The sequence below is a fragment of the Prosthecobacter sp. genome (genome assembly GCF_014879935.1).
GTDB lineage: Bacteria > Verrucomicrobiota > Verrucomicrobiia > Verrucomicrobiales > Verrucomicrobiaceae > Prosthecobacter.
Map to the genome: position 1 here is coordinate 18,309 of NZ_JACSRD010000092.1, position 12,714 is coordinate 31,022.

Annotated in this window: 11 protein-coding genes; 3 read left to right on the top strand and 8 right to left on the bottom strand. The window is 61.6% G+C overall.

Features of this window, described 5'->3' with window-relative positions; all coding sequences use genetic code 11:
* Positions 1–40: 40 nt before the first annotated feature.
* Positions 41–1,147 carry a hypothetical protein gene (locus IAE77_RS05555; RefSeq protein ID WP_294223033.1) on the bottom strand — a complete coding sequence of 369 codons (1,107 nt, stop codon included), beginning with the start codon at positions 1,145–1,147 and terminating at the stop codon, positions 41–43.
* A 28-nt stretch (positions 1,148–1,175) separates the two neighbouring features.
* Positions 1,176–1,895 carry a site-2 protease family protein gene (locus IAE77_RS05560; RefSeq protein ID WP_294223036.1) on the bottom strand — a complete coding sequence of 240 codons (720 nt, stop codon included), beginning with the start codon at positions 1,893–1,895 and terminating at the stop codon, positions 1,176–1,178.
* 129 nt (positions 1,896–2,024) lie between these two features.
* Between IAE77_RS05560 and IAE77_RS05565 the strand changes: the two genes are divergently transcribed.
* The gene (locus tag IAE77_RS05565) at positions 2,025–6,002 is read left to right on the top strand and encodes a PQQ-binding-like beta-propeller repeat protein (RefSeq protein ID WP_294223038.1); all 3,978 of its coding nucleotides are present in this window, start codon (positions 2,025–2,027) and stop codon (positions 6,000–6,002) included.
* Positions 6,003–6,029: 27 nt separating this feature from the next.
* Here IAE77_RS05565 and IAE77_RS05570 read toward each other — a convergent pair whose 3' ends face one another.
* Positions 6,030–6,179 (bottom strand): hypothetical protein, encoded by a 150-nt coding sequence (locus tag IAE77_RS05570; protein WP_294223041.1) that lies wholly within the window; start codon positions 6,177–6,179, stop codon positions 6,030–6,032.
* On the bottom strand, positions 6,176–7,786 hold the full coding sequence (locus IAE77_RS05575; RefSeq protein WP_294223043.1) for a sodium:solute symporter family protein: 1,611 nt from the start codon (positions 7,784–7,786) through the stop codon (positions 6,176–6,178). Before IAE77_RS05575 ends, IAE77_RS05570 begins: the two co-directional genes overlap by 4 nt.
* A gap of 114 nt (positions 7,787–7,900) precedes the next feature.
* Between IAE77_RS05575 and IAE77_RS05580 the strand changes: the two genes are divergently transcribed.
* Both IAE77_RS05580 and IAE77_RS05585 read left to right on the top strand, forming a co-directional pair.
* Complete coding sequence (locus IAE77_RS05580) at positions 7,901–8,932, top strand: hypothetical protein (RefSeq protein WP_294223046.1); 1,032 nt, start codon at positions 7,901–7,903, stop codon at positions 8,930–8,932.
* 232 nt (positions 8,933–9,164) lie between these two features.
* Positions 9,165–10,028, top strand: coding sequence for a hypothetical protein (locus IAE77_RS05585; protein WP_294223050.1), 864 nt, complete (start codon positions 9,165–9,167; stop codon positions 10,026–10,028).
* Between the two features lie 62 nt (positions 10,029–10,090).
* Here the strand turns inward: IAE77_RS05585 and nth are convergent, their stop codons facing one another.
* The 4 genes from nth to IAE77_RS05605 form a co-directional block, all read right to left on the bottom strand.
* Positions 10,091–10,744 carry an endonuclease III gene (gene nth, locus IAE77_RS05590; RefSeq protein ID WP_294223053.1) on the bottom strand — a complete coding sequence of 218 codons (654 nt, stop codon included), beginning with the start codon at positions 10,742–10,744 and terminating at the stop codon, positions 10,091–10,093.
* Positions 10,745–10,761: 17 nt separating this feature from the next.
* Positions 10,762–11,244: a 3D domain-containing protein gene (locus tag IAE77_RS05595; RefSeq protein ID WP_294223056.1), complete on the bottom strand. Its 483-nt coding sequence runs from the start codon at positions 11,242–11,244 to the stop codon at positions 10,762–10,764.
* A gap of 182 nt (positions 11,245–11,426) precedes the next feature.
* Positions 11,427–11,870, bottom strand: coding sequence for a thioredoxin family protein (locus IAE77_RS05600; protein ID WP_294223059.1), 444 nt, complete (start codon positions 11,868–11,870; stop codon positions 11,427–11,429).
* A gap of 96 nt (positions 11,871–11,966) precedes the next feature.
* Positions 11,967–12,665, bottom strand: a complete 699-nt coding sequence (locus tag IAE77_RS05605) for a CDP-alcohol phosphatidyltransferase family protein (protein ID WP_294223061.1) — start codon at positions 12,663–12,665, stop codon at positions 11,967–11,969.
* Positions 12,666–12,714: the final 49 nt, after the last annotated feature.

Genomic DNA, 12,714 nt, shown 5'->3' on the forward strand with positions numbered 1-12,714 from the left:
ATGGATGGCGGAAATCTGGCGGGGTCCGGGCCTGCCGCCGCTACTTCTGGTAGATGGGCAGGTAGTGATGATGCACGGACAGGCTCAAGAGCGCGAGTGAGGTGGCATAGACGGCTCCTGCGCTCTTCTCATTGCCATTGCGCGGATACCAACTGCCGTCGTTGCCCTGGGCGGCGATGAGGGTCTGCTCCGTTTTCTGCCGTGCGGTGGCCGCGTGATCGCCCCCACGTTGATACATGCCCTGGGCGTAGTAGTAGCAACCGTAAAAAAACCAGGGCTCGTTGATTTCCGGCGGGAACTTGATCAGCCAGTTGGCCGACCCGAGCACCTCTGGAGCTTCATACTGGCCGCAGACCTGGAGGGAGAGCAAACCGGCCGCCGTGGTGGAGAAGGTCTGCCTGCCGCCATAAGGTTCGTAGCTGAAAGCGGCGTTGTCGGCCTTGGGATTCCCGTTGGAATCACGTTCGACCCGGTAGCTGCGTTTGATGTAGGCCACGGCGTTGTCGATGGCTTCCTTGGGCACGTCAAAGCCGGCGTTCTTGGCCGCTCGAAGCGCCATGACCTGCCAGACGCTGACGGAGATGTCGCTGTCGCTCGAACTCGGCTCGTAACGCCAGCCGCCGCGATTGGCCTCGCTCTTCGGCACCTGCTGGGAGCGCAGGATGAGCTTCACGGCGTTTTCGATCATGCTGTGCATGCGTTTGTCGGTGGCCTCGTCAGGAGCATGACCGATCATTTCGGCCAGCATGAGGGAGATGATGCCGTGGCCGTACATGCGGGAGCGGTCGCTGCGGCCCAGGTAGCCGTTTTCGTCCGGTTCGATGCCTTCCACGACGAAACGCAGCGCACGTCCGCAGGCCTGGCCCTGGGGATTGGGATCGTCCGGCATGTGGCCGACGGAGGCGAGGCCCATGAGCGCCAGCGAGGTCATCGCAGCGCTGTGGGAGGGCAGGTCGCCGCGTTTCGGCTTCGAATCGCTTTTTTCATCCACGATGTGGCCGGAGGCCTTCTGCTGCCGCATCAACCATTCCACGGCCTTTTCCACGGCCAGTTTTACCTGGGGGGAGATCAGTTCAGGCTTGGGCGACTGGGCGGACGCGGCAGTGATCGTCGCGAGCAGGATAAAAAGTGATCGAAGGAGGCGCATCGGAGGACAGAAACAGTCCAATGCACCCTCAACGCGCGTTCATCCACGGAATTTGCGGCTCATTCTGAAGCTGCTTCCAATTGTTCCAGGCCAGCATGCCGAAGATGATCAGGGTGAAGATGCCGCCGCCGATGCTGGTGCCCGAATGAATGTCCAGCAGCGATAGAACGCTGCGTTGCAGGGAAAGCCAGAACTTGTCCTGGAAGGAAAGCGCGGCCATGACGATGGCGCACACCAGACTGATGCAGAGCGCCTGTCGTTGCTTCTGCGGTCCGAGCAAGGCCATGCAAAGGCGGCCGCCATCGAGGGGAACGATCGGGAGGAGATTCAGCAACGCCCAAAAAATGCTGACGATCGTGAAGCTGTCGAAGAACTGAAGCAGCCAGATCGATGACGGGTGCCACAAGGTGACCGACCAGCCCACGGCCAGGCCCGCGAGGATTTGCAGGGCAGGACCGGCGGCGCTCACCATGATGTCCTGCTTCCGGGTGTGCCACTGGCTGCCCTGCGCCAGGCCGCCGAAGGCAAACAGGGTGATGTGCACGCGACGGTCACCGTAATTGCGCATCGTCAAAGCGTGGCCGAGTTCATGAATGAGGATCGAGAGGAAAACCGCGCTCATCCAGGCCAGCAAGCCGCTCAGTTCTTCCGGTGAACTCGCGGTCAAGGCACCGCCCATGAGGGCGGAGTTCAGCCAGAACATCCAGTGGATGAAGACCGGGAAGCCAAAAAGTGTGAAGCGTAGCATGACGATGAAGGTGGCCTTCTTGTCACAGGGCGCGGATCAAATCCACCGCTGGTTTTGTGCCAGGTCGGGCAGGGGGCGAAAATGCGCGGAAACATCGCATGCATGGGGATCGTTTGGCGGCTTCTGACCATGAAGCGCCTCGTTTTCCTCCTCTCCGCCCTCTGTTCTCCGCTCTTTGCCGACGAAGCTTCGGACCTCCTCGCTCAATCCGGCGTGAAAGGCGGCATCGTCGTCCATGTGGGCTGCGGTGATGGCTCGGTGACGCAGAAGCTGCGGGCGAATGACTCGTATCAGGTCCAGGGGCTGACGGAAGACGCCGCCAAGGTGTCTGCGATCCGCGAGAGCCTGCACAAGGCCGGTGTGAGCGGTGCGGTGGCGGTTTCCGAGTGGGACGGCAAGCACCTGCCTTACATCGAGAATTACGTGAACCTGCTCGTCATCGAGGACGCGGCTGCGGTTTCCAAGGAGGAGATCGATCGAGTTTTGGCCCCGCTGGGCGTGGCGATGGTGAAAAAGGGCTCCGCTTGGGAAAAGATCACCAAGGCATGGCCGGAGAAGATGGATGAATGGACGCACTACGCCTACGACAGCAAAGGCAATCCCACCTCCAAAGATTACCTCGTCGGTCCGCCGACGCGCATGCAGTGGGTGGGGAATCCACGCTGGAGCCGTCACCACGATCGCATGTCGTCGGTCAGCGCAAAGGTCAGCAGCGGCGGGCGCATCTTTTACATCATCGACAAAGGCAGCCGCATCACCATCCTCACGCCGCCGAAGTGGACGCTCGTCGCGCGCGATGCCTTCAACGGCACCGTGCTGTGGGAAAAGCCCATCGAAAAGTGGAGCACTCACCTCTGGCCGCTGAAATCAGGCCCCACGCAGCTCGCCCGCCGCATTGTGAGCATCGGCGACAAGGTTTACGTCACGCTCGGCATCTCCGATCCCGTCGTGTGCCTCGATGGAGCCACCGGCAAGGTCCTCCGCACGTATGAGCAGACCGCGGGCACGGAGGAAATCCTGTATCGCAACGGCACGCTCTTCGCGCTGGTGAACAAGGAGCCGTGGCGCCTCAATGAGGAGTTCGCCGTGAAGCAGCAGAGCGATCAGAAGCGCGTGGAGACGGAGTTCAACTGGGATGGCAAGCCGAAGCGCCTCATCGCGCTCGACGCGGAGAGCGGAAAGACGCTTTGGGAGCAGGAGGACCGCATCGCGCCCATCACGCTCGCGCTCGATGACAAGCGCATCGTTTACTACAACGGCGACGGCCTCGCCGCGCGTGATGTGAAGACCGGCGCGGTGAAATTCACCACCGATCCCACGAAGCGCCGTCAGCTGTATGAGTTCAACTTCGCTCCGCGCGTGCTGCTGCACGGCGACATGATCATCTACGCCGGCGGCAACGGCGAGATGAAGGGCATGAACGCGGAAACCGGCAAGGACATGTGGACCGCACCGCATGAAAAGAGCGGCTACCGCAGCCTGGAGGACGTCGTCGTCGCGCAGGGCCTCGTTTGGAACTCTGGGAATCTCAGCGGCCAGCAGAGCGGCGAGTATCGCGGCTTTGATCCGATCACCGGCGAGAAAAAGAAGAGCTTCTTCCCCGATGTGCCTGAGGGCACGTATTGGTTCCATCACCGCTGCTACATGGGCAAAGCGACGGAGAAATACCTCATCCCATCCCGCACCGGCATCGAGTATGTCGATATGGAGAAGAAGCACTGGGACCTCAATCACTGGGTCCGCGGTGCCTGCCTCTACGGCGTGATGCCCTGCAACGGCCTCACCTACGCCGGTCCGCACAATTGCGCCTGCTATCCCGAGGCCAAACTCGACGGCATGGCCGTCATGGCCAGCACGCCGACTTATCCGATGCCTGCGAACACGCCCGATACCGAGCGCCTCATCAAAGGCCCCGCGTATGCCGATGCGATCGATGAAAAAGAGGCCGACGCAGGGGACTGGCCCACCTACCGCGCGGATAATTCACGCAGCGGCGCGGCGAAGAGCGATCTGCGCAAAGATCTCGGCATGGCTTGGGAGGTGAAACTCACGCCACCGCTCTCCACCACGAGCACCGCGGCCGGTTTGACCTTTGTCAGCGAAGTCGATAAGCACACGCTGCATGCCTTTGACTCCGCCACGGGCAAGGAAGCCTGGCATTTCATCGCCGGTGGCCGCATCGACTCGCCGCCCTCGTATTGGAAGGGCCGCGTGCTCTTTGGTGGCAAAGATGGCTACGTCTATTGCCTGCGCGCCACGGATGGAGCGCTCGTGTGGAAGTTCCAGGCCGCGCCTGCCAAGCTCAGCCACAGCGCGTGGGAAATGATGGAGAGCGTGTGGCCCGTGCACGGCAGTGTGCTCGTCGAAAACGGCCTCGTGAGCTGCGTGGCGGGCCGTTCCTGCTTCCTCGACGGCGGTTTGTGGTTCTACCGCCTCGACGCGAAAACCGGCGAGATGCGTGTGAAGATCAATTACGACGACAAAGACCCCGAAACCGGCGGCGACCTCAATGATCGCCACAAAACGCTGCAAATGCCCGTCGCGCTCAATGACATCCTCAGCAGCGACGGCAAGTGGACCTACCTCCGCACGCAAAAAATCGGCGATGACGGCCAGCGCGTCGAAATCGGCCCCGTGAGCGGTGATTTCGCCAAACAAGGCGGCGCGCACAAAGGCGAAGGCTCGCATCTTTTCGCGCCGATGGGCTTCCTTGATGATTCAAACTTCCACCGCAGCTACTGGGTCTATGGCAAGAGCTTCGCCGGAGGCCACGCAGGCTATTATCAAGCCGGCAAATATGCGCCTGCGGGCCGCATTCTCGTCCACGACGACAAAAACGTGTACAGCTACGGTCGCGAGGCTCAATACTACAAATGGACCACCACCATGGAGTACACGCTCTTCTCCACGCCGAAGACGCCGCCGGATGAGAGCTACACGCAGGAAGACGCCACCACACCGCGCCAAGGCAACAGTTTGACGCTCGGCCCCGATGGCCAGCCGCTCGCCGTGCAGCCACCGAAGCTCGAAAAAGAAGGCAAAGCCGCGAAAAAGGCCGGAAAAGGCAACGCGAAGGGCAAAGGCCAACAAGCCGCCGCGCCTGCGAACGCGCCGATTCCCGGCTCCGTGCTCTTCCCGATGAATGACGCGCTCGATCCGACAAATGTGCCCATCAGCGTCGAAGCCTGGGTGCTGCCGGATAAGCCCAACGGCACCGTTTTGCACCACGGCGGCCCGCTGCAGGGCCTCGCGCTCGAAATTCGCGAAAAGAAGCCGCAATTCCACATCCGCAGCGCATCCGCGCTCACGAGCATCACCAGCGCCGAAGCACTCACCGAAGGCTGGCACCATCTCGCCGCCACTTTGGCCGCCGATGGCAAAATGGCGCTCTACATCGACGGCAAACTCGTCGCTGAAGGCCAAGGCAAGGCCATCGCCGGAAAACCCGCGCGTCCTTTCTACCTCGGCAATGGCGAAGGAGCCGCCGAAGGCACCGCTGGCGGTTACAGCGGCCTGCTTGATCAATTCGCGCTGTATCACAAAGCCCTCACGCCCGCCGAAGTGCAGCAGCGCTTTGAATCGCCCGATGTGAAACCCGCCGACGCCCTCCTCGTCTGCAACTTCGACAACGGCGACAGCCGCGACAGCGGCCCGAACGCCATCCACGGCATCGGTGCAGGCGTCGAAACCGGTAAAGGCAAAGTCGGTGGAGCCTTGTGGTTCAAAGGTGCTGGTAAAGGCGGCGCGAACGCTCCCGGCAGCTTCGTGAAGCACACCTGGGATCGTTTCGTGCCCATCGTCGCCCGCAGCATGGCTTTGGCCGGCAAAACGGTGCTCGTCAGCGGCCCGCCCGACACCATCGACGAAGAATACGCCTTCGAACGCCTCGCCGCCAAAGACCCGGCGATCCTTGAGGAGCTCAAAGAACAAAACGAAGCCCTCGAAGGCAAACGCGGAGCCAAGATGTGGGCCGTCAACGTCGAAACCGGCGAACAAAGCACCGGCCTGGATTTGACGAGCCCGCCTGTGTGGGACGGCATCACCATCGCCCAAGGCCGGGTGTACGTGAGCACCGTGGACGGTCGCTTGCAGTGCTTCGGCAAATAATCGCGCGGTTTCCCGCTGCCAGTCTCTTCAGCCGTCCTTGAGGGCGGTTGAAGAGCGTCCTTTGAGCCGTGAGAGCATCTGCCGGATGTCGCGTGCGCCTTTGAAGGCGACGTAGATCGTGACGCTGCCATACCAGAGCAGAGCTGCGATGGTCAGGATGAGCCAGACGGTGGTCATGGGGTCTTGGGATGCGGTTTGAGCAATGAGCCGGCGATCATGCCGAGCGCGGCTGCGATGAATGCGGCGACGCCTGCGATGTCTTTGCCGATGCTGGCGGCGAATCCGGCGGTGGAGGGCAGTTTTTCGAGCGTCAGGTGCACGATGGGCACCGTGGCACCGAGCACGATGCCGCCGATCGCGCCCCAGTTGTTCGCCCGTCTCCAGTAGCAGCAAGCGATGAGCAGCACGGACATGCTGCTGAGGTAAATGGACCCGGTGAGCAGCAGGTAGGACCAGACATTGCCCTCGATGTGATAAAAAAGGCCGAAAACGAGCAGGTAGAGCCCTATGAGGGCCACGATGCAACGGTTCCACCGGATGGCCCGCTTGTCCGGCCATGCGCTGCGGCGGAAGGGGGCGAGGATGTCGTTGTAGATGACGCTGCCCCAGCTCAGCATGTAGCTGGAGTTCGTGCTCATGTCGGCGGCGAGCATGGCGGCGATGAGCAGGCCCATGAGTCCGGCAGGCAAAAAGACGCTGAGGAACTGAGGCATGGCCAGCAGAGAGGTGTCGCCAAGTCGGGCCTGGGTTTCAGCCGGGAGCGTGGCGGTCTCGGCAGGGCTGAGTCCGGCCAGCGGAGCGCCGACGGCGGAAGCCGAGATCTTTTCCTGAATCGCCACAGGGATGGCCGCGCGTTCGGTTTCAGTCAGCTGTTTGAGCGGTGCCCAGCCAAAGGTGGCCAGTGCGGCGATGCCCCAGATGCCGGGAAGCAGGAAGCGGCAGACGAAAAAGAAGCTGGTGCGCGTGTAGATGCGCTGGCTGGTCTGGCTGTCCTTCGCGGAGAGGATGCGCACGATGACGGCCTGCCAGGTGAGCGCCGCCGCGGCGTTGGCGATGAATTGATTGATGAGAAAAGGCCAGCCGAGCGCCGGATTGGCGAGCGGATTGAAGCCGCCGCCGCCGTGATGCTTGCGGACGGTTTCCACCAGGGTTTCCCAGCCGACATGCTTCAACACGAGGAGGCTGACGACCAGAAGACCTGCGCTCATGACGATGAACTGGATGAAGTCGGTGACCAGGACGCTGAGCATGCCACCAAGGACGGTGTAGATGACCACCATGAGCAGGAGCGCGGTCATGATGAGCGTGAGATTCGACAGATCGAAGCCGGCGACGGTGCAGAGAAACTTCCCGCCGATCTGGAGGAAGACGCCCATGTTGAGCAGTCCGCCCATCACGATGACGATGCCGGAGAGCCAGCGCACCGTTTTGCCAAATCGCTGCTCAAACATCTCGGGAAGGGTCATGGCACCCGCCTGGCGCAGCGGTTTGATGCAGAAGCCGGTGAGGCCGATCAGGGCCATGGCCACGGCCTGGCAGATCCCGGGCATCGCCCCGCTGAAGCCCTGGGTGTAGCCGGCCTGCGCGGTGTACATGCAGGTGATGATGCCGAATTCCGTGGCCGCGAGGGAGGCAATGCCGAGGTGGAGGTCCACCTCACGCCCGGCGACGAGGTAATCCTCCAGTTTTCCCACGTAGCGTCGCATGGTGATGCCGACCGCCATCGTCACGAGCAGGTACAGGCCGACGATGCTGCCGTCGAGGAGCCAGTGAAAGCGGGTCATGGGCGGGAGGGAAAATGGACGCCGCATTTCACAATGCCGGGGCAAGTTTGTCACTCCGAATTCGCGGTTGAACGCGTTGTGCAATGACGGCGAAGCCTCCACGTTAAGAGTGCTGTGTTTTTTCGCCTGCCCCTGATCCTTTCTATCATCGTTCTGGCTGCCAGCGCCGCCGAGTGCTGCACGATCCCTGTATTTCGCTACGCTCTGGACCGATGGGAGGCGGACAAGTTTCACCTGGTGCTGCCATCGTCCGCATCGCAGGACGTTGCGCTTCAGGACTTGCTGCGGCCGCTGCGTGCGAACGGGAAGGCGAACATGGACATCACGACGTCGCGTGATCCGGCGGTCACGGTGGCGGAATTGCGCTCGTCACGGGACAGCGGGCAGCGGTTATGGACTGGCGCCCTGGAGGCGGATTCTCTGCAGATGCTGCTCGATTCGCCAACGCGGCGGCAGTTCTTGGAACACATTCTCGCCGGAGATTCCGCCGTGTGGATCATTGCGGACAACGGTTCGGCGGCGGACATGGCCGAGGCGGAGCGAATCGAGAAACGGCTGAAGTTTCTCGAACAAGTGGCGGCCTTGCCGATCCAGGATCCGAACGACCCGGACAGCCAGCTCGGGCCAGGGCCGCCGTTGAAGCTGAAGTTCACCACGTTGCGGGTCCGAAGGGATGATCCTGCCGAAAAACTGCTTTTGAAGATGCTGGCGGGGCCGAAGGGAGTGGTCGATCCCGAGACGACGAGTTTCGCCGCTGTGGCGTTCGGCAGGGGGCGGGTGCTCGGCGCGTGGCCGCTGGTCTTGCTCGACGATGCGTCGCTGGAGGATGCATGCATGTTCCTCGTGGGACGCTGCGGTTGCCGGCTGAAGAATGAGAGCCCGGGCTGGGACATTCTCATGAATGTGGACTGGCCCCAAGTGCTCGCAGATGCCGGAAGGGCATCGCCAACGGCCAGTGCGGCCGATCCGGCGATAAAAGTAGCGCCCATGGCCGCCTCGAGTGCCAAAGCGCCGCCGGAGGTCGTGAGAATCGAGGCGAAGGTCGAAGTGCCGGAGGAGGGGAAGTCGCGGATCGGTGTTCAGGGGGCCGTTGCGGGCGGTCTGGCTGCCGTCGCAGTGATCGGGTGGCTTTTCAGGAGGAAGTGAAGGGGAGTATTTCATTTCCACAGGCTTCGAGGCCTCGCCGTGCTTCGCGGGTTACGGCCATCCGGGATCGTCATTCCGCGCGTGGGTCTCATTGACGGGCGTTTTCCCGTCTCTGCGGCTTTGTAAAGGCTGTCGGCACTGGAAATCTCAAAAACGCAAAAAAGATTTGCCGATTTTATTTATTTGAGAGAATATCTAAGTTATCTAAACAATCAATATTCCCCAGCTTGTCATGAAACGGAGTTTCTTCAGCGCCCTGATTCTCGGTGCCGCCTTCTGTCAGAGTGGATTCGGTCAAGCACCGCCTGCTGGGTATGGCGTCATGGGTGTGCCCCCACCTGGGTATCCCGCCACGCCACCGCCGAATGTCCCGGCTTATCCGAACCCCCTTCCTCCTGCAAGCGTGACGCCCGGGGTCACCGCACCTCCTGGCTATGCTGACCCTTATGCTTCAGCACCGATGCCCGGGGCAGTCTCCTCGTATGCGCCCCAAGGAGCAGGTGGCTATGCCGCACCGGCGGGAGCCGGCTACGGTAACAGCACGGGAACCAGCCTGGTGAACTTCAGGAACTTGGAAGTCTTCTATCGCTATGTGGACCCCAAAGACAAAAACCTCGACGGAGCGCATACCATTGGGGGTGCGCTCACCCTGGAAGTGAGCAGTCTGCTTTATCTGAAAGTGGGAGCTTCTTGGGGCAGCGGACCCGGCGGATCCGGGAATGTGGGCGGGGCGAGGAATGCCGATTATGATTTTGCGAGCATCAGCGCCGGTGCCGGCTTCCACACGGCTCTCATCCCCAACCGCCTGACGTTCGTCGGGGAAGCCGGGCTCACCTACACCAGCCTTCGAGCCACCGACTCCAGCCTGAGTTTCAGCGACGGTTCGATTTACGTCCGCCCCGCTCTGCGCTTCACCCCGGTGGATTACCTGGAATTGCAGGCAGGTGTGACGGTCAGCAGCGCCGACAAGTATGACAGCAAAGTGCTGGATTTCTCGGCCTACTTCCGCGTGCTGCCAAGGTTCGACATCGGCGTCGGGGCTGACTTTGGCGACGCCACGAGGGCCTTCCGGACCGCTTTGCGTCTGCGCTGGTAACCCATCATCGTACCGGTCTCAAGACGACTCCTGGCACCCTGTTTCCCGGCAGGGTGCCTTTTTCATGCCTTGCGAGTGTGCACAGGTTTGATGCGCCCGGGGTGGCAGGCATGGCAGATCTGGCATTTCGTGCCATCGCAGCCACGTGCGGTGCAATGTTCGCGTCCATAGTAGATGATCTGTAGGTGCAGCTTGTTCCAGGCGGATTCTGGAAACAGCTGCTTCAGGTCTCGTTCGGTCTGTGTGACCGAACTGCCTGCGGTCAGATTCCATCGTTGGGCCAGCCGGTGAATGTGAGTGTCCACCGGGAAAGATGGCACGTTGAAGGACTGGGCCATCACGACCTGGGCCGTTTTGTGGCCGACCCCGGGCAGTTTCTCCAGTTCCTCCAGCGAGGCCGGCACCTTGCCGTCGTGTTCCGCGACGAGGATGCGTGAGAGTTCCTTGATGGCCCGGGCTTTTTGGGGGCCGAGGCCGCATGGCCTGACAATGGCCTCGATTTCTTCCAGAGACGCCTTGGCGAGTTTGTCGGGCGACCTCCCCAAGGCGAAAAGTTTCGGGGTGACCTGGTTCACCCGGACATCCGTGCACTGGGCGGAGAGCAAGACGGCCACCAGGAGCGTGAAAGGGTCGGTGTGATCCAGGGGAATCGGCGGATCGGGATACATTTCCCCCAGCCGTTTGAGAATGAAGGCCGCGCGCTCCTGTTTGGTCACCTTGACGGGTCGGGTGCTTAGGTGCTGGTTTCGATGCGGGAGATCATCCGACGGATGTGCGGATAGGCCGTGCGCGGCTTCAAGATGGACAGGCTTTTGGAGAATGAGCCCCATTTGATCACCTTGATGTTCACATTCCGCACACCCCAGGCCTTCATCGTGGCCTTGTCGGGCTTGTAGAGGTCAATCGTGTTGGTTCCCACGAGCGCGGAACCATAGTCGTCCACCTGATAGACGTAGGGCAGGCCTTCGATCTGGAAAATGGTGCCCACCGGGAACACCGACCAGTCTGCGGCAGCGCTGCGCACGTTTCCATACTTCAGATTCGTGCCGACTGCCGTGCGGGCTCCGTAAATGATGTGGTCGGACTCGCTGTGCGTGTAGGCCGTGGTGCGCACCGACGTGATTCGGTTGGCGTTCTTGTTCAGTAGCCCGGACGACGAGCATGAGGAAAGCACGCAGGCGGCGAGCCCAAGGAGAAGAACGGGAGTGAGGCGCATCGTTATTAACAATATGCTGATTATTAACTTTCCTTTTACGAGCTTCCATTTTGAGGCATGTCACCGTTGAAAGCAATCTCTGATTTCAGTCGCACCACGGACACACAACAAGCCCCGGCTTCGCGAGAAACCGGGGCGCGGGGCGAGGTGGGCTGATAAATGGGAGCTGGCGGGGCAGAACCTCAATTGGCGGCGGTTTTGGCACCGTCTGCTTTCTTCAGCACTCCTTTGAGCTTCGTGGCGAATTCCTCCGGTGTTGAGGAGCCTTCCTGCTGGTCCAGCGTTTTGCCTGCGGCGCTGAGGAAGAGCAGGTGAGGGACGGACTCGAGCTTGTAGCTCTCGAACAGCTTGTTGTTGGCTGCCACATCGATGTCGAGGTAGGCCCAGTTGAACTGGTCGTGGAAGGGCTTCACGGCCGCGCTGGGATACACGTCCTTCTTCATTTCCTGGCAGGGGCCGCACCAGGAGGCGGAAAAGACGAGGATGGTGGGCTTGCCGTTGTCTTTGGCAGCCTTGAGCACGGTGTCCGCGCTGGTGGCAAAATGCGGGCTGCCTTTCGGGAAGTCAGCGGCTGTGGCAAAAGCCGCCAGCAAGGCAGCCGTGAGGATGAGGAGGTTTCTTTTCATGTCAGTTGGGGGAGTTGCAATGGAACGGGGTCGCAGTGGGGATAAGACGCGTCAATCCGGCGGATATTCCAACGGCCGCGCAGTTTGAGTTGGGTTTCAAGGGCGAGGCTTGGGTTGCTTCAAAGTGGCCGCCATCGCACGTATTCGCCGCCAGCAGGTCCACAAACCGCCGAAAAAGATGACCGTCAGCGCGAACAGCACGCCGTTCCGTGATCCGTCCGTCAAATGCTGGACCAGTTCGATCAAAGCGCCGACGCATAGCACGGCCATGCGATGCTGCTTGGCCATCGGGCCACGAAAGTCGTGCGTTCCGGTCAATGAGGCGCCGAGGGTCCGCAGGTAGGCCGTCCAGACGGCCACCACCGCGCAGCACCAGCCCATGGGGATCACTTCGAAAAGCTTCACCACGCCAGGGTCTCCCGCGCCGCTGTAGCCGGCCCCCACCAAAATCAAGACATCCGCCACCCGGTCCGGCGCGTCATTGAAGATCGCACCCACGGGTGATCCGTGTTCACCTTCCACCGCCACCAGGCCATCCATCAGATTGCACAGCAGCCGCAGTTGGATGCAGACGATGGCCCCCAGCCAGGCACCGACGATTCCCGGGACATGAGTTTGATCGCCTGCCACGAGGAAGCAGGCCATCGCTCCGCCGGCGAAGGCGACACTCATCACCGAGATCGCGTCCGGGGGCACTCCGGCCCGGCCCAGCCAGTTCGCCAGCGCGCGAGCCCACTGCGAATCGCGAGACTTCAGATGGCGACGCGAAGCCAGATGCTCCTGGGGAACGCTCATGCGGGAGATGGGCTTTGGCGATCAACGGGCGGTCGCCGACCAGCGCAAG